At 66.3% G+C, this 16,645-nt stretch carries 14 protein-coding genes; 11 read left to right on the top strand and 3 right to left on the bottom strand.

The window, feature by feature from the left end:
• Nucleotides 1-3: 3 nt before the first annotated feature.
• The 7 genes from nuoL (at nucleotide 4) to SOM18_RS06885 (ending at nucleotide 8,659) form a co-directional block, all read left to right on the top strand.
• On the top strand, nucleotides 4-2,112 hold the full coding sequence (gene nuoL / locus SOM18_RS06855) for an NADH-quinone oxidoreductase subunit L (protein WP_031440948.1): 2,109 nt from the start codon (nucleotides 4-6) through the stop codon (nucleotides 2,110-2,112).
• Nucleotides 2,112-3,644, top strand: coding sequence for an NADH-quinone oxidoreductase subunit M (locus SOM18_RS06860; RefSeq protein ID WP_031440947.1), 1,533 nt, complete (start codon nucleotides 2,112-2,114; stop codon nucleotides 3,642-3,644). The genes nuoL and SOM18_RS06860 overlap by 1 nt, the downstream gene beginning before the upstream one ends.
• Nucleotides 3,644-5,089 (top strand): NADH-quinone oxidoreductase subunit NuoN, encoded by a 1,446-nt coding sequence (gene nuoN / locus SOM18_RS06865; RefSeq protein WP_031440946.1) that lies wholly within the window; start codon nucleotides 3,644-3,646, stop codon nucleotides 5,087-5,089. Before SOM18_RS06860 ends, nuoN begins: the two co-directional genes overlap by 1 nt.
• Nucleotides 5,056-5,823: a biotin--[acetyl-CoA-carboxylase] ligase gene (locus SOM18_RS06870; RefSeq protein WP_200874039.1), complete on the top strand. Its 768-nt coding sequence runs from the start codon at nucleotides 5,056-5,058 to the stop codon at nucleotides 5,821-5,823. Before nuoN ends, SOM18_RS06870 begins: the two co-directional genes overlap by 34 nt.
• A 72-nt stretch (nucleotides 5,824-5,895) precedes the next feature.
• Nucleotides 5,896-6,672, top strand: coding sequence for a type III pantothenate kinase (locus tag SOM18_RS06875; protein ID WP_031440944.1), 777 nt, complete (start codon nucleotides 5,896-5,898; stop codon nucleotides 6,670-6,672).
• Between the two features lie 63 nt (nucleotides 6,673-6,735).
• On the top strand, nucleotides 6,736-8,373 hold the full coding sequence (locus tag SOM18_RS06880; protein WP_031393779.1) for a ribonuclease J: 1,638 nt from the start codon (nucleotides 6,736-6,738) through the stop codon (nucleotides 8,371-8,373).
• 4 nt (nucleotides 8,374-8,377) lie between these two features.
• Entirely contained in the window at nucleotides 8,378-8,659 is a 282-nt protein-coding gene (locus SOM18_RS06885) for a DUF1467 family protein (protein WP_031393778.1), read from the top strand.
• 23 nt (nucleotides 8,660-8,682) lie between these two features.
• On the opposite strand, the gene SOM18_RS06890 is transcribed toward SOM18_RS06885, so the two are convergent.
• On the bottom strand, nucleotides 8,683-10,878 hold the full coding sequence (locus SOM18_RS06890; RefSeq protein WP_320481472.1) for a hypothetical protein: 2,196 nt from the start codon (nucleotides 10,876-10,878) through the stop codon (nucleotides 8,683-8,685).
• A 182-nt stretch (nucleotides 10,879-11,060) separates the two neighbouring features.
• Between SOM18_RS06890 and SOM18_RS06895 the strand changes: the two genes are divergently transcribed.
• From SOM18_RS06895 to SOM18_RS06910, 4 genes are all read left to right on the top strand, one after another.
• The gene (locus SOM18_RS06895) at nucleotides 11,061-11,354 is read left to right on the top strand and encodes an Hpt domain-containing protein (RefSeq protein ID WP_031440942.1); all 294 of its coding nucleotides are present in this window, start codon (nucleotides 11,061-11,063) and stop codon (nucleotides 11,352-11,354) included.
• Nucleotides 11,355-11,434: 80 nt separating this feature from the next.
• Nucleotides 11,435-12,616: a hypothetical protein gene (locus SOM18_RS06900; protein WP_031440941.1), complete on the top strand. Its 1,182-nt coding sequence runs from the start codon at nucleotides 11,435-11,437 to the stop codon at nucleotides 12,614-12,616.
• A gap of 34 nt (nucleotides 12,617-12,650) precedes the next feature.
• Nucleotides 12,651-13,781 carry a DUF2336 domain-containing protein gene (locus SOM18_RS06905; protein WP_031394560.1) on the top strand — a complete coding sequence of 377 codons (1,131 nt, stop codon included), beginning with the start codon at nucleotides 12,651-12,653 and terminating at the stop codon, nucleotides 13,779-13,781.
• Between the two features lie 8 nt (nucleotides 13,782-13,789).
• Nucleotides 13,790-15,196, top strand: coding sequence for a sensor histidine kinase (locus SOM18_RS06910; RefSeq protein ID WP_192008320.1), 1,407 nt, complete (start codon nucleotides 13,790-13,792; stop codon nucleotides 15,194-15,196).
• On the opposite strand, the gene SOM18_RS06915 is transcribed toward SOM18_RS06910, so the two are convergent.
• Nucleotides 15,152-15,352 (bottom strand): hypothetical protein, encoded by a 201-nt coding sequence (locus SOM18_RS06915; RefSeq protein WP_031440938.1) that lies wholly within the window; start codon nucleotides 15,350-15,352, stop codon nucleotides 15,152-15,154. The genes SOM18_RS06910 and SOM18_RS06915 overlap by 45 nt on opposite strands.
• 1 nt (nucleotide 15,353) lies before the next feature.
• Complete coding sequence (locus SOM18_RS06920; protein ID WP_031395755.1) at nucleotides 15,354-16,637, bottom strand: citrate synthase; 1,284 nt, start codon at nucleotides 16,635-16,637, stop codon at nucleotides 15,354-15,356.
• Nucleotides 16,638-16,645: the final 8 nt, after the last annotated feature.

Consider the following 16,645-nt stretch of genomic DNA (forward strand, 5'->3'; position numbering starts at 1 on the left):
CGGTTGATCCAGCTTATCGTCTTCCTGCCGTTACTGGCCGCGATCGTTGCCGGGTTCGGCAATCGCGCGATCGGCAACGTGCCGGCGAAAATCGTCACCACGGCCGCGTTGTTCGCGTCGTGCCTGTTGTCATGGCCGATCTTCCTCGGCTTCATGGCGGGCACCAGCAGCGCGACCGTCGAGCCGTTGCTCAACTTCATCCAGTCGGGCGACGTGAACGTCGCGTGGTCGCTGCGCGTCGATGCGCTGACCGCGGTGATGCTCGTCGTCGTCACGTCGGTGTCGGCTCTCGTCCATCTGTATAGCTGGGGCTATATGGATGAGGATCCCGACCAGCCGCGCTTCTTCGCGTATCTGTCGCTGTTCACCTTCGCGATGCTGATGCTCGTGACCGCGAACAATCTCGTCCAGATGTTCTTCGGCTGGGAAGGGGTGGGCCTCGCGTCTTACCTCCTGATCGGGTTCTGGTTCCGCAAGCCGTCGGCCAGCGCTGCCGCGATCAAGGCGTTCGTCGTCAACCGCGTCGGCGATCTTGGCTTCATGCTCGGCATCTTCGGCACGTTCCTGGTGTTCGGCACGGTCTCGATCCCCGAGATCCTGGCCGCGGCGCCCGGCATGGCCGGATCGACGATCGGCTTCCTCGGCTACCGCTTCGATACGATGACGGTGCTCTGCCTGCTGCTGTTCGTCGGCGCGATGGGCAAGTCGGCACAGCTCGGCCTGCACACCTGGCTGCCGGACGCGATGGAAGGCCCGACCCCGGTGTCGGCGCTGATCCACGCGGCGACGATGGTCACCGCGGGCGTGTTCATGGTGTGCCGCCTGTCGCCGATGTTCGAGATGAGCCCGGTCGCGCTGACCGTGGTCACCTCGGTCGGAGCCGCGACCTGCCTGTTCGCCGCCACTTGCGGCCTCGTCCAGACCGACATCAAGCGCGTCATCGCCTATTCGACCTGTTCGCAGCTCGGCTACATGTTCTTCGCAGCCGGTGTCGGCGCGTACGGCGCGGCGATGTTCCACCTGTTTACGCATGCCTTCTTCAAGGCGCTGCTGTTCCTGGGTGCCGGCTCGGTGATCCATGCGATGCACCACGAGCAGGACATGCGCTATTATGGCGGCCTGCGTAAGAAGATCCCGGTGACCTTCTGGGGCATGATGGCGGGTACGCTCGCGATTACCGGCGTTGGCATCCCCGGCATCTTCGGCAACACCGCATTCGGGTTCGCAGGCTTCCATTCGAAGGATGCGATCATCGAGGCGAGCTGGGCCGCGGGTCAGCCGGGCGTGTGGTTCGTCGGCGTGCTCGTCGCATTGCTCACCAGCTTCTATTCGTGGCGCGTGATGTTCCTCACCTTCTGGGGCAAGCCGCGCTGGGCCGCTTCGGAGCATATCCAGCATGCGCTCCACGACGCTCATGGTCACGACGACCATGCGCACGACGCGCATCATGTCGACGATCACCACGCGAACCCGGCAAAGGCCGAGGACGCAGGCCATGCGCCGCACGATCATCACGATGCCGCGCATGCGGTGGCCGAGGGCGATGGCGGGTATCACCCACATGAGAGCCCGCTGCCTATGCTCATCCCGCTGATCGTCCTGTCGATCGGCGCGGTGCTCGCGGGCTTCGTGTTCCACGGTTACTTCATCGAGCCGAGCGCGGGCGAAGAGTTCTGGAAGGGCGCACTCGCGTTCCGCGAACATCTGATGCACGAGATGCACGGCGTGCCGCTCATCATCAAGCTGTCGGCGACGATCGCGATGCTGCTCGGCCTGCTGACCGCCTGGTACGCCTATATCAAGAACCCGTCCTTCCCGGGCAAGGTGATCGAACAGTTCGGCGTGCTCTACGACTTCCTGCTGCATAAGTGGTATTTCGACGAGCTATACGACCTGATCTTCGTCCGCCCTGCCTTCGCGATCGGCCGCTTCCTGTGGCACCGCGGTGACGAGAAGACGATCAACCGGTTCGGCCCCGACGGGTCGGCCTGGCTGGTCCAGGTCGGCGCGCGCGTCGCCGGCCGCTTCCAGACGGGATATCTCTACACCTATGCCTTCGTCATGCTGATCGGCCTGACAGCCGCCGTAACCTGGGCGATCGGACTCTATTGATGACCGGCTTTCCTATCCTCTCCGTCCTGATCGCGGTCCCGATGATCGCGGCTATCGCGTGCCTGTTCGTCTCGGCGAACACGGCCCGGATGCTCGCGCTGGCGGCGACGCTGATCGACTTCGTACTCGGCATTATGCTGTGGATGAACTTCGACATCGGCGGCGCGCAGTGGCAGTTCGTCGAACATGCCCCCGGCATCTTCGGGCCGTTCGGCTGGTCGCTCGGTATCGACGGCTTCGCGCTGATGCTGATCATGCTCAGCGTGTTCCTGATGCCGATCTGCATCGGTGCCAGCTGGCGCTCGATCACGACGCGCGTGCCGGAATATATGGCGGCGTTCCTGTTCACCGAAGTGCTGATGATCGGCACGTTCGCGGCGCAGGACCTGTTCCTGTTCTACGTGTTCTTCGAAGCCGGCCTGATCCCGATGTACCTGATCATCGGCATCTGGGGCGGCGCAAACCGGATCTACGCGTCGTACAAGTTCTTCCTGTACACGCTGCTCGGCTCGGTCCTGATGTTCATCGCGATGCTGTACATGGCGAAGACCGCCGGTACGACCAGCATCCCGGCGCTGCTGAACTACGACTTCCCGGCGCATGTGCAGACGTGGCTGTGGCTGGCGTTCTTCGCGTCGTTCGCGGTCAAAATGCCGATGTGGCCGGTCCATACCTGGTTGCCCGACGCGCACGTGCAGGCGCCGACCGCAGGGTCGGTGATCCTGGCCGGCGTGCTGCTGAAGCTTGGCGGATACGGCTTCCTGCGCTTCCTGCTGCCGATGTTCCCCGAAGCCTCGGGCCAGTTGACCTGGCTGATCTTCGGTCTGTCGGCGGTCGCGGTGATCTACACGTCGCTGGTCGCGCTCGTGCAGTCGGACATGAAGAAGCTGATCGCCTATTCGTCGGTCGCGCATATGGCGATCGTCACGATCGGTCTCTTCGCGTTCAACCGCCAGGGTATCGAAGGCGCGATGATCATGATGCTGAGCCACGGGCTGGTATCGGGTGCATTGTTCCTGTGCGTCGGCGTGATCTACGACCAGCTCCATACGCGCGAGATCTCCCGCTATGGTGGTCTGGCGATCAACATGCCGCGCTATGCGATCTTCTTCCTGTTCTTCACCATGGCGTCGATCGGTTTGCCGGGCACCAGCGGCTTCGTCGCCGAGTTCCTGTCGCTGATGGGCACCTATCAGGTCTCGACCTGGACGGCGCTGCTCTGCACGACGAGCATCATCCTCGGCGCAGCGTACATGCTGTATCTCTACCGTCGCGTGGTCTTTGGCGAGATCAAGTCGGACGAGGTTCGCGGCATGGTAGACCTGTCGGCGCGCGAATTCTGGTTGCTCGCGCCGATCGCAGCCGTCGTGCTGTGGATGGGCGTCTATCCCGAGAGCTTCCTCGCGCCGATGCGCAAGGATGTCAGCGTCCTGCTCGCGCGCGTCGACCGCGCCAAGCCGGCCAGCGATTCGAACCCAACTGCGGGGAAGCCCGCCACCGTGCATGAAGCCGCGCACGGGGAGGCACACTGATGGAATACGCCGCTAACATCGCAATGACGCTGCCCGAGCTGGTGCTGGCGCTGGGCGCGATCGCGCTGATGCTCGTCTCGGCCTGGGGCGGGGACACGTCGACGCGCGCCGTGTCGATCGCCTCCGTGTTCGTCTTGGTCGGCGCCGGGATCGCGTTGGTCGGCCCGGCATCGTCGGGCGGCTATGCGTTCGACGGCCTCTACCGTGCCGATGCGTTCGGTGCCTTTGCCAAGGTGCTGATCTATATCGCCTCCGCGGTCGCTATCATGATGGCGCCGAGCTTCTTCGCGCGGTCACAGGGCGAGGATCTTCGTCCCGAATACCCCGTGCTGATCCTGCTGTCGGCCTGTGGCATGGGCATCATGGTCTCGGCCAGCGACATGCTGACGCTCTATGTCGGTCTCGAGCTGCAGAGCCTTGCGGCGTACGTCCTCGCCAGCTTCATGCGGCGCGACGGGCGCTCGGCCGAGGCGGGTCTGAAGTATTTCGTGCTCGGCGCGCTCGCCAGCGGCATCCTGTTGTACGGCATCTCGCTGGTCTACGGTTTCAGCGGCACGACATTGTTCTCGGGCATCGCCGACGCCTATGCCGGGACCAAGTCGCTTGGCTTGCTGTTCGGTCTGGTGTTCGTCTTCGCAGGGCTTGCATTCAAGATCAGCGCAGTGCCGTTCCACATGTGGACGCCCGACGTCTATGAAGGCGCACCGACCCCGGTCACCGCCTTCTTCGCCTCGGCTCCCAAGGTCGCGGCAATGGCGATGGCGGTGCGCGTCGCGATCGAGGCAATGGGGCCGGCAACGGACCAGTGGCGCCAGATCGTGATCTTCGCGGCGCTCGCCTCGATCATCCTCGGCGCGGTCGCCGCCATCGGCCAGACCAACGTCAAGCGCCTGCTGGCCTATTCGTCGATCAACAATGTCGGCTTCGCACTGATCGGTCTCGCTGCAGGGACGCCGGAAGGTGTGTCGGGCGTGCTGATGTATCTGACGATCTATGTCGCGATGACCTTGGGCTCGTTCCTGGTCGTGCTGCAGATGCGCGGCGATGACGGGCAGCCGGTCGAGACGATCGCGAGCCTGGCGGGCATGTCGCGGACGCGGCCGGGGCTTGCCGCCGCACTCGCGATCTTCATGTTCAGCCTTGCCGGTATTCCGCCGCTGTTCGGCTTCTATGCGAAGTTCGCGGTGTTCAGTGCGGCAGTCGATGCAGGCCTCTTCCCGCTCGCCGTGGTCGGCATCGCGGCATCGGTGATCGGCGCCTATTATTACCTGCGCGTCGTCAAGACGATGTACTTCGACGATCCGGCACCCGCCTTTGCGCCGATGGAGAACAAGGTCGAGGGCGGGTTGATCGCGCTGGCGGCGGTATTCGTCTCGCCGGCCGGCTATCTGCTCATCCCCGTGCTCGGCGCATGGACGATGGCGGCAGCGCGGGCGTTGTTCTGAGCATTATCCGTACCGTTGCGGAGACAGGATCGACCAATGCCGACCTGCTGGCGCTGGCTCGCACCGGCGCCGATGACGGCCTCTGGCTGAGGGCGGTTCGGCAGACTGCAGGACGCGGCCGGCAGGGGCGGGAATGGTCGTCCCCCGACGGCAATCTCTATGCGAGCACGCTGGTGCGGTTGCGCCTGGGCGATCCGCCCGCCGCCAGCCTCGCGCTCGTCGCGGCAGTCGCGTTGTATGAGGCCGTGTCGACCTTCGTCGTTGCCGGTATCCGACAGGGAACCACGGACTCGAGCGCGACGCTGCTGCTCAAATGGCCGAACGACCTGTTACTTGCCGATGCCAAGCTGTCCGGCATCCTGCTCGAGCGCGCGGACGATGCGGTCGTCGTTGGTTTCGGCGTCAATATCGCGCACCATCCCGAGTTGGCCGATCGCAAGACGACTGATCTCACGGTGCACGGCGTCGTCGTTGAGCCCGCGTCGTTCCTCGACATCCTTGCCGACGGGTTTGCGCGCTGGGTCGCGCGCTGGCGGACGGAGGGGCTGGCGCCGGTCCGCGCGCGCTGGATCGATTGCGCGCATCCGGCGGGCACCCCGCTGACCGCTCGGCTCGCCGACGGCGACGCGGTCGAGGGGCTGTTCGTGGGGCTCGATAGCGATGGCGCGTTGATCCTGCGCACCGCGACGGGCGAGCGTCGTGTCATCCACGCCGCCGACATATTCCTGCTGTGATGCGGCGCGTCATCGCCATCGCCGCGGGTCTCGACTATGCACTATCCGCACGGAAAGGTTGAAGGTCCCCGCATGCTGCTCGCCATCGATGCCGGCAATACCAATGTCGTGTTCGCGCTCGTCGAGAAGGGCGTCATCGTCGCGCGGTGGCGGATCGCGACCGATCCGCGTCGTACCGCGGACGAGTATGCGGTGTGGCTGAGCCAGCTGATGCAGCTTGGCGGGCATGACCGAGGCGCGGTCGAGGGCGTGATTATCGCAACGGTGGTGCCGCGCGCGCTGCACAATTTGCAGGTGCTGGCGTCGAAATATTTCGCGACCGAGGCGCTGATCGCCGGTCGTGCCCCGGTCGAATGGGGGATCGCAATCGATGTCGACGAGCCGGCATCGCTCGGCGCTGACCGTGCGGTCAACACGATCGCCGCGCATGCGCTGCACGACGGCGACCTGATCGTCATCGATTTCGGCACCGCGACCACGTTCGACCTCGTCGACTATCGCGGCGCGTACAAGGGCGGCATCATCGCGCCGGGAATCAACCTGTCGCTCGACGCGCTGGTCACCGCTGCCGCCAAATTGCCGCGGATCGCGATCGAGGCGCCCGCCGATACCAGCGTGATCGGGCTGAACACGGTCTCGCAGATGCACATCGGCATCTATTGGGGCTATGTCGCGATGATCGAGGGGCTGGTCGCGCGGATGAAGGCCGAGGTCGGGCGTCCGGTCAAGGTCATCGCGACCGGCGGACTTGCGACCCTCTTCGAAAAACAGACCGACGTGTTCGACGTCATCGAGGCCGACCTGACGATCCAGGGGCTGGCGATGATGTGGGACCGTCACCATATCTAGGGCCATTGGGCTCGCGCCAACCGGCCTGCGGGCCACATTCCCCTGTAATCCTGAAAGTAATCAATGACTCCGAAGAACGAACTCCTTTTCTGTGGCCTTGGCGGCTCCGGCGAAATCGGCATGAACGTCAACCTGTATGGCTGCCAGGGCAAATGGGTGATGGTCGATCTCGGCATCACCTTTGCCGATCCGCAATATCCCGGCGTCGACGTCATCCTGCCCGACCTGTCCTTCATCGAGGAGCGGATCGACGATCTGCTCGGCATCGTGATCACGCACGGCCATGAAGACCATATCGGATCGCTGCCCTATCTTGCCGAAGACCTGGGCGTGCCGATCTATGCGACGCCGTTCACGATGGGGCTGGTCCGCGGCAAGCTCGAGGAAGAGGGGATCGCCAACCGCGTGAAGCTCAAGATGATCCCGATGGGCGGCAACTTCCAGCTCGGGCCGTTCGGCTTCACCTTCGTCGAAATGTCGCATTCGATTCCCGAGGCGAACGCGCTGCTGATAGACACGCCCTATGGTCGCGTGTTCCACACCGGCGACTGGAAGCTCGACAAGAACCCGGTGATCGGCAATCCGACCAAGCCCGAAGGCTTCATGGCGATCGGCGACAAGGGCGTCGACGTCCTGGTCTGCGATTCGACGAACATCTTCAACACCACCGCGTCGGGGAGCGAGAGCACAGTCCGCAAGGGCCTGTTCGAAGAGGTCAGCAAGGCCAAGGGCCGGGTGATGATCACCAGCTTCGCGTCGAATGCTGCTCGGCTCCACACGTTCGGCGAAGTGGCGAAGGAAACCGGGCGCAAGCTGTGCGTCACTGGACGCTCGCTCGACCGGATCATCAAGGTCGCGCGTGCGACGGGGTATCTGAAGGATTTCCCCGAGACGATCGATCCCGACACCGCGATGCGGCTGCCCAAGAACAAGGTCCTGATCATCGCCACCGGCGGGCAGGGCGAGGAGCGCGCTGCGCTCGCGCGGGTCGCCAATGGCAGCCATACGATCACGCTCGAGGCCGATGACACGGTGATCTTCTCGTCGAAGCAGATCCCCGGCAACGAGGTTCAGATCGGCCGCATCCAGAACACGCTGGCCGCCAAGGGCATCCGGATGGTGACCGAGCGCCAGGCGCACGTCCACGTCTCGGGCCATCCCGGCCAGCCGGAACTCGCGCAGATGTACGAGTGGCTGCGTCCCGACACGCTGATCCCGACGCATGGCGAGATGCGCCACATGATGGAACATGCGCGCTTTGGGCTGGAGCAGGGGATTCCCCGTGCGCTGGTGCAGAGCAACGGCGACATCGTCCGGCTGGCGCCCAAGGGGCCGGTCAAGATCGGCAATGCGACGGTCGGCCGCCTGGTCCTCGACGGTGACGTGATCCTGCCGGCGGACGGCACTACGCTCAATGAGCGTCGCAAGCTGGCGATCAACGGCCAGATTTCGGTCGCGGTAGCGATCGGCAAGGACGGGCGGATGCTCGGCCAGCCGCAGGTCCGCGTTCAGGGCGTGCCGGTGGAGGAAGATCGTGCCGCGTTCGTCGCGGATGCGGTCCAGGCGGTTGCCGACACCGTGCGGGGCGGCAAGCGCGATATCGACAAGATGCGTGAGCAGGTCCGGCTTGCGGTCCGCAAGGTCTCGACGCGCTGGACCGGCAAGAAGCCGATCGTCGACGTTCTGCTGATCGAAGGCTGAGCCGATGCGCTGGACCTCGGCACTCGCGATCTACGTCCTGTTCTGGGCGTTCTCGGTGTTCCTGGTCCTGCCATTCGGTGTGCGGACGACGCGTGAGGTCGGGGGCGAAACCGTCCCCGGCCAGTCCGAGAGTGCGCCGCATGATTTCCACGCCGGCCGGGTCGCCTGGCGCGTGACGATCGTCGCAACGACGCTGTTCGTGCTGTTCCAGCTGAATTACGCTTACGGCTGGATCACGCCGCAGATGTTCGACCTGTTCGACACACGCGACATGGTCCGCCGCTAGCGCGACCGGGGCGGGCGCCCCCTTTAGCGGAGGCGTTCGATCGCCTGTGCGAGCGCCACGTAGAGTTTGCCCATATCCGACGAGAGCAGGGTGACACCGAGCGGTGAGCCGTCGCGCTGTGCCAGGATCGCGCGCAACATCGATTCGAAGTCGTGGATGTAGCGGTTCACCATTTCGCGGAAGCCCGCATCGTCGTCATACAGGTTCGCGATCGACCGGGCGTCGTTCGTATCGAGGATGCGCACCGCACGGCGGGTGAAGACGCCGCGATCGCCCTTGAGATAGGCGGCCCAGGCGCTGTCGGCGACTTCGGGCGCGAACGCCTTGGCGATGTCGATCGAGGCCGAATTTAGCGATTCAATGAGCAGCGAGACCCGCCGCGCGAACGTGTCGCGGTCGGCGGTTTCGCGGTCGTTGCGCGCCTCTTCGAGTCGGGTTTCGACGACCGCTGTCTGCTGTGCGATCGCCTCGACCTGTGCCGCCAGCCGCTCGGTCGCGCGCGTCGTCGCGTCGACCGCGGCGTCGGTCGCGTCGCCGATCGCCTGGATCTGCCGATCGACGGTGTCGCCGGTCGCGCGGCGCAGCGCAGCACTGCTGGCGAGCTCGAGCGCCTGCGCGGCGTCGGGAATGACCTGAGCGAGCGTGTGGCGCGCTGTATCCGCCGCCGCGGTCGCGGTCTCGCGGACGCGCAGCAACGCCTCGACGAGACGGGGTGCGGCCTCTTCGGAGAAGCTGTTGGTGCGATCGATCGTCTCGTCGACCATCTGGCCCAGTGCGTCCGCCTTGGCGCGACCCGAGGCCAGCGTGTCGAGCAGCGTGTTCGACAGGCGATCGAGCACGCTACGCTGTTCGGCGATGACACCGGCAATCGCCTCAATCGCGTCGTGCGTACTTTCGGCCGCGGTGACGAGCGCGAGCAATTCGGGCTTTGCCGCGACCACGATCGCCTTGCTGTCGGCGACGCGCCGGTCGAGCCGGGACAGCGCGTCAGGCAGGGTTTCGTCGATCTCGCGCGCCGCGGCGTCGAGGGCGATCAGCAGCGATTCGGTCGTGCCGATCGTCCGCCCCGCCATCGCCTCGCCCGAGCGGAGCGCCTCGGTCATCGCGTCCGCCGAGCCGCCCAGTGCGCTGATCGACGCAGCGAGCAGCTGGGTTCGTTCGACACCATGATGGTGGAGCGTGTCGATCCGCGTCTCGACCTGGTCGAGGCCTGAACCGAGCGAGCCGAGGATATCCTCCCCGGCTGTACGCTGCTCCTCTAGGCGGCGCGCCACCTGGGCGATCGCCGAATCGACGCCGGCGATCCGGTCGGCAATCGCCTCGGCGCTCGCGCGCGTCGCGCCGTCGAGCGCCACCTGATTGGCGCGGACCATCGCCAGCACCGCGTCACCCTGCGCGGCAATGCCCTTGCGTGCGTCGTCGACCGCATCCGCTGTACGCCCGAGCAGTGCGTCAACCTCCGCGGACATCGTCTCGGTAACCGCCTCGAGCCGGGCGCCGGCGGTTTCACTGGTCGCCTCCATCCGGATAATATGTGCGGCCAGCCGCTGCGCCGCGCCGCTCGCCACCGCATCGGCCTCCCGCCCACGGGCCGCCAGCGCGCCGATCTGCGCATCGAGGGCACCGGCATGCTCGCTGGCGGAAAGGCCGGCGCGTTCGAGCTGGTCCGCCATCGCTTCGGTCTCGGCATGCGCGCGCGGCAGCGAGGCAAGCAGGACACCGAGCGACGTCTGCGTCGCGTCGGCCGCGGCAACGAGGCTGCGCGTGTGCGCGTCGGCGCGTTCGATCTCGGTCGCGAAGCCTTCGCCGATCGCGCCGAGAAACTGATGCGCGGTCTCGCCCATCGTCATCAGCGTGTCGACCTGGTCCGCCAGATGACGGCGATTGCGGTCGATCGTCTGCGCGGTCGCGGCGACCGCCTGTTCGAGCCGGGCGGACTCCGCCTGCATCGCGCGCGCCGTGACCCCGAACCGCGCCGCCTCGGCCCGGCTCGTCCGCATCGCGAGCAACCAGATGATGCCGATCAGCGCCGGCACGACGCACAGCGCTGCGAGGAGCTGGACCAGCGCGACCGGTCCGATCGCACCGATCTCGCCGCGGACGAGCCAGAGCATGACGGCGAGCCAGAGCAGGACCGCGGCGATCGCCGCACCCGCGAAGATCCGCCCGCGATCGGCGCCGTCGTCGTCCGCCGGCAGGATATAGTCGTCGATAAACACGGGTGCGCGTTCCTTCAAAGGCGGTGGTGGGACGTCGCCAAGGTCCGGATCCCGGGCAGGGTCCGCGCGCAGGCCGATGATGGAAGAACCCCCGTTCATGTCCGGGTTTTACCATGAAATCGGCTTTGACAAAGCGAATAGCGCAACCTCCCGTTAAGTCGGTCGCGTGTACGCCCCATCTCATGGCCTATGATCCCGGAGCAATCGACGCCGCCCTGGCAGCCGCGGTCGGGGACGATCCGCTGCTGATCGCCGACCTGCACCTCGCCTTCACCCACAGCGCCGCCGACGCGCTGGACGCTATGGTGGACGCATCCGACGCCGAGGCATGGCGCGCCGCGGCATGGCGGCTGAAGGGGCTGGCGGCGAGCTTTGGCGCGATGCCGCTGATGACGCTGGCGCGCGCGGCGGCCGACACCCCGCCCGGCGACGACGACATGCTGCGTCGGCTGCGCGACGCGGTAAAGCAGCTTTGACCCGGATGCAGGGCGGTGATCTGCGCGTGCTTCTGACGCACGGGCTTTGCATCCGTCGTTTCGACGCCTAACAGCCGCAGATGCTTGCCGGGCTTCTCTTTGCTATTCACGATGCCGACGATCGCCCCGATCGCCTGGCTGCCACTTTGCCGTTCAGCGGCGTCACGCTGATCGAGTATCAGGCGCGGTTGCTGATTGCAGCCGGCGTGCGTCAGGTCATCGTGGTCGTCGCGCGGCTGACGCCTGAGTTGCTGGGCGCGATCAATCGCATCAACCGCCGTGGTGTCGCGGTCGATACCGTCCGGACTGCGGCCGAGGCGATGGAAAAGCTCCATCCGCTGGCGCGCGTCTTGATGCTCGGCGATGGGCTGGTGACGACCGAGAGCATCGTCGCGGCGATGGCGAACGAGGGCGGCGATGCGCTGCTCGTCGTGCCTGAGGACGATGCGGGACCCGGGTTCGAGCGCGTCGGTGGCCAGATGGCATGGGCCGGTGTCGCCCGGCTGGAGCCCGCATGGATCGCCGAAGTCGCGGGCCTGCCCAATGATTACGACCTTCAATCGACGCTGCTGCGGATCGCGGTGCAGGCGCGCGCGGTGCAGATCCTGCTGCCGACCGATGCAATTCGCAGCGGGCACGGCATCGAGCGCGAGGCGCGGACGCTGGAAGAACGCGGCCGTGCCGTGCTGGCGACGATCGTGTCGGGGCGCAGCGGCTGGTTCGACCGTTTCGTGCTCGCGCCGATCGCCAGGCTCGGCCTGCCGTTCCTGGTCGATAAGAGCGTTGCTGGCACGACCGTCGGCGCGACGTCGCTGGGTATCGCCGCAGCCGGGCTTGGCGCCATGCTGTTCGGCTGGCTGGCGACCGGACTGGTGCTTGCCAGCACGGCCTGTGTCGGTCTGGCGATCGGCTCGGTGCTGAGTGGCCTGCGCGACGATGAGTCGGTCGCGACGATGCAGACGCGCGGAATCGGCGTCGTCAGCGCGCTCGCCGTTCTGCTGTTTGCCTTTCTGTGGGCGGGCTATTCGGCCGACAACAGCGCGCTGGTCATGGCGGCCGCACTGCTCGCGATCGCAGCGCTGGGCGAACGCGCGATCGTCGAGCGGGCGCGTCGCATGTGGTGGGGCAGTGCGCCGGCCTATCTGCTGATTGTCACGATCGTCGCGATCCTCGGATTTCCGCTGTTGGGCCTTGCGATCGCCGGGCTGTACGCGACGGTCACGCTGGCTGCGGCAATCGAGCATCTTCGTCTTCAGCCTTAGTACCGCCTTAATAATAAGGGGGTAGGCACGGCGCATGTCGGTTGGCTCTGAACCCTTGCCTGATCCCGCGCTGTCACGCGCGAGTGCGATCGCGCGCGCCGCGCGTGCGCGTCAGCGGGCCGACGACCGGCTGGAAACCACGATCACCGACTTTTTCCTGACCGCCGATGCGCGGCTGGAGGAACGTACGCGGTTGATGCTGGCACATGTCCTGCGCGGCATCATCGGGGCGATCGAGGCGGATATCCGCCGTCATGCCGCCCGCGTTCTTGCCGGGCTGGGGGAGACGACGCGGGCGGAGGCGATCCTGACGCAGGGCGGCGCCTTGCTGCGGCTGACGCGGTCGGGGGTGTTGCGCGACCGCGATCTGATGAAGGACCTGATCGCACGCGTCCGGCATGACCTGATCGCCGATGCCCTTCCCGCCGCGATCGCCGGTCCCGAGGAGCCGAGCCTGTTGATCCGCCTGACGGGGGTGTCGGATACGACCGTCGCCACCGCGGCCGGCGCGCTGCTCGCGGCGGAAAGCCGGCGTCGCGCGGCCAATGAATCGGGAATGATCGCGGGAAGCGACGTGCCCGCCGACCTGCATCGCCGCCTCGTCTGGTGGGTAGCCGCGGCGGTGCGCGACGGGCTTGACGATGCCTTGAAGGACGCTGGCGAGATGGTCGCGATGCAGGGCCGCGGGCAGAGCGATCAGGCGATCACCGAAGCGGCGCTGCGCAGCCTTGCCGCGCATGATGACGCGGAGCGCCCCGAAGCCGTCGCGATCCGCCTCGCCGCAGCGATCGATGCCCGTCGCGACGAATTGCCGGCGCTGCTGGTCGAGGCGCTCGGCGACCGGCGTCTGACCCTGTTCGTCGCGGTGCTGGCGCATGCGATCGGGATTGATGCCGAACAGGTCCGGGTGATCGTACTCGATCCCGACGGAGAGCAACTGTGGCTGGCACTGCGGGCGGCGGATCTCGACCGGGAGACGATCGCGCGGATCGGACTGGCGCTGGCCGATGCCGATCCGCGCCGTGATATCGAAAGTTTCGCCGACGCGCTCGACAGCATCGCGAGCGTCGCGGTCGACGATGCGCGCGCGGCGATCGCACCGCTGGCGATGCACCGCGAGTTTCGCGCGGCGTTGCGGGCGCTGGCCGGGGCAGACCGACGATGACGGGATATATGACAGGCGACACTGCGGTCGCACTGGCGGAAGTGGCAGGGGACGGCGTGTTGCTGTCGGCGGATCCGATCCTGCTTGCGCTCAACAGCCGCGCCGGGGGGGTGATCGGCGCGCCGATCGCGGTGCCGCAGCTCGCAATGATCGCACGCCTGGCGCGCCGGCTGGGAATCGCGGTTTCGCGCAGCGTGGTGATCGCCGATGACGACGTCGATCTCGATCTGTGGGTCCGTGCGCAGCCCGAGGGCGATACGGTCGGCCTTGCGGTGAGCGGCTGGCGCGAACTCCAGCCGTGGCGTCCAGCGGCACCAAACCCCGGTGCAGGCGTCGATTTCCTGTCGAGTGGTGCCGACTGGCGCTGGGAGACCGACGCTGCACTTCGCCTGACATTCGTATCGCCCGACGCAGGGCCCCGCATGGGCGTCGACCCGCTCGCGCTGCTCGGCAAGCCGCTGACGAGCCTCGTCATGCTCGACAGCGGCGATGACGGCGCGCTGCCGATCCTCGACGCGGTCGCGCGCCGCCAGCCGCTCGACGCACAGCCCGCGCGGCTGCGGGGGTCGGGCCGCGCGATCATGCTGAGCGCCGTGGTTCGCCGTGACGCGGAACGTGCCTTTGCGGGGTTCATCGGCAGCGGGCAACTGGTCGACGATCCCGCGGACGTACCATCGCCGCCCGCCAAGCCGCGGCCGGCGGGGGCGGACCAGCTGTCGCCGACCTTCACCGCCGGGCTAGACCGTGCGCTGCGGACGCCGCTGGCGCGCATCGTTGCGAACGCCGACAGTATCCATGCGCAGACCGATGGCCTGGTGCAGCCCGATTATGCCGATTATGCGGCAGATATCGCCAATGCCGGCCGCCATCTGTTGGCGCTGGTCGACGATCTGGTCGATCTTCAGGCGGTCGAGCGGCCCGACTTCGCGCTGCTTCTCGAGACGATCGATCTGGCCGATATTGCGCGGCGTGCTGCCGGGCTGCTGGCGGTGCGGGCGGGCAACGCAAACGTGACGATCACCCGGCCCGCCGCGGAAGCCCGCGTCGTCGCGCGCGGTGATTTCCGGCGCGTGTTGCAGATCCTGGTCAATTTGATCGGCAACGCGGTGCGCTATTCGCAGTCGGGTGGCGCGGTGCAGGTGACGACGCATACGGGGAGCGATCAGGTGACCGTCGTCGTCGCGGATACCGGCAAGGGCGTGGCGCCCGCGGATCATGCGCGAATTTTCGAGAAGTTCGAGCGGGTCGACGCGTCCGAGCCGGGCGGCAACGGCCTCGGGCTCTATATCGCGCGGCGGCTGGCACGCGCGATGGGCGGCGACCTGACGATCGACAGCGCGATCGGCGAGGGGGCTCGGTTCGTGTTGTCGTTACCGACGCAGGCGACGCGCGGCCAGGATCAGTACCAGGCCTAATACCGCGAGCGCGGCGCCGCGGTCCGCCCAAGGCCGCTGATCGAGCATGAAGCTCGATCGCGGCCAATGGACATATCCAAGCCCCTGGCCGATCCACAGGAACCCCATCAGCGCGCACATCACGCCGATGACCATCAGGATCGGCCGGAGCTTCATCTCAGCGCGACGCCATCGGCGTATAGTCGCGCTGCGTCGGGCCGCTGTAGAGCTGGCGCGGACGGCCGATCTTCTGGTCGGGATCGGTGATCATCTCGTTCCACTGCGCGACCCAGCCGACGGTGCGGGCAAGCGCGAAGAGAACGGTGAACATCGAGGTCGGGAAGCCGATCGCCGAGAGGATGACGCCCGAATAGAAGTCGACGTTCGGGAACAACTTCTTCTCGATGAAGTAGGGATCGCTCAGCGCCAGACGCTCGAGCTCGATCGCGACGTCGAACACGGGGTCGGTGACACCCAGCTCGCCGAGCACTTCCTTGACGGTCGTCTGCATGACGGCCGCACGCGGATCGTAGTTCTTGTAGACGCGGTGGCCGAAGCCCATCAGGCGGAACGGATCGTTCTTGTCCTTCGCGCGGGCGATGAACTCGGGGATCCGGTCAACCGTACCGATCTCGTGCAGCATGTTGAGCGCGGCTTCGTTGGCGCCGCCATGTGCTGGGCCCCACAGGCAGGCGATGCCGGCCGCGATGCACGCGAACGGGTTGGCGCCCGACGAGCCGGCGAGACGGACGGTCGAGGTCGACGCATTCTGCTCGTGATCGGCGTGGAGGATGAAGATGCGGTCCATCGCCTTTTCGACGATCGGGTTCACGACGTACTTCTCCGCTGGCACGGCGAACGTCATCTTCAGGAAGTTGCCGGTGTAGCTCAGCGTGTTGTCCGGATAGACGAACGGCTGGCCGACGCTGTACTTGTACGCCATCGCGGCGATCGTCGGCATCTTGGCGATCAGGCGATGCGACGCGATGACGCGCTGTGCCGGATCGTGGATGTCGGTCGAATCGTGATAGAAGGCCGACAGCGCGCCGACGACGCCGCACAGGATCGCCATCGGATGCGCGTCGCGACGGAACCCGCGGAAGAACTGCGCGAGCTGCTCATGCACCATCGTGTGGCGCGTGATCGTGTTCGAGAAGGTCGACAGCTCTTCTTCGCTGGGCAGTTCGCCGTTCAGCAGCAGATAGGCGACTTCCATGAAGTTCGACTGTTCGGCGAGCTCGCCGATCGTGTAGCCGCGGTGGAGCAGCGTGCCCGCATCGCCGTCGATATAGGTCAGCTTCGACTGGCACGAGGCGGTCGAGGTGAAGCCCGGATCATAGGTGAAATTGTCGGTCTGCGCGTACAGCTTGCGGATATCGATGACATCGGGGCCGACCGTACCGGACATGACCGGATAATCGAATTCCTTGCCGTCGACCTTGAGGTTTGCGGTCTCGCTCATGCTTGTAT

Origin of the sequence: Sphingomonas sp. CFBP9019, from assembly GCF_034045155.1 — a bacterium.
Classification (GTDB): Bacteria; Pseudomonadota; Alphaproteobacteria; order Sphingomonadales; family Sphingomonadaceae; genus Sphingomonas; species Sphingomonas aerolata.

Coding starts and splice junctions, on each gene's coding strand:
- SOM18_RS06860 (WP_031440947.1), top strand. CDS start 2,112: ATGACCGGCTTTCCTATCCTCTCCGTCCTGATCGCGGTCCCGATGATC.
- nuoN (WP_031440946.1), top strand. CDS start 3,644: ATGGAATACGCCGCTAACATCGCAATGACGCTGCCCGAGCTGGTGCTG.
- SOM18_RS06870 (WP_200874039.1), top strand. CDS start 5,056: ATGGACGATGGCGGCAGCGCGGGCGTTGTTCTGAGCATTATCCGTACC.
- SOM18_RS06875 (WP_031440944.1), top strand. CDS start 5,896: ATGCTGCTCGCCATCGATGCCGGCAATACCAATGTCGTGTTCGCGCTC.
- SOM18_RS06880 (WP_031393779.1), top strand. CDS start 6,736: ATGACTCCGAAGAACGAACTCCTTTTCTGTGGCCTTGGCGGCTCCGGC.
- SOM18_RS06885 (WP_031393778.1), top strand. CDS start 8,378: ATGCGCTGGACCTCGGCACTCGCGATCTACGTCCTGTTCTGGGCGTTC.
- SOM18_RS06895 (WP_031440942.1), top strand. CDS start 11,061: ATGGCCTATGATCCCGGAGCAATCGACGCCGCCCTGGCAGCCGCGGTC.
- SOM18_RS06900 (WP_031440941.1), top strand. CDS start 11,435: ATGCTTGCCGGGCTTCTCTTTGCTATTCACGATGCCGACGATCGCCCC.
- SOM18_RS06905 (WP_031394560.1), top strand. CDS start 12,651: ATGTCGGTTGGCTCTGAACCCTTGCCTGATCCCGCGCTGTCACGCGCG.
- SOM18_RS06910 (WP_192008320.1), top strand. CDS start 13,790: ATGACAGGCGACACTGCGGTCGCACTGGCGGAAGTGGCAGGGGACGGC.
- SOM18_RS06915 (WP_031440938.1), bottom strand. CDS start 15,352: ATGAAGCTCCGGCCGATCCTGATGGTCATCGGCGTGATGTGCGCGCTG.
- SOM18_RS06920 (WP_031395755.1), bottom strand. CDS start 16,637: ATGAGCGAGACCGCAAACCTCAAGGTCGACGGCAAGGAATTCGATTAT.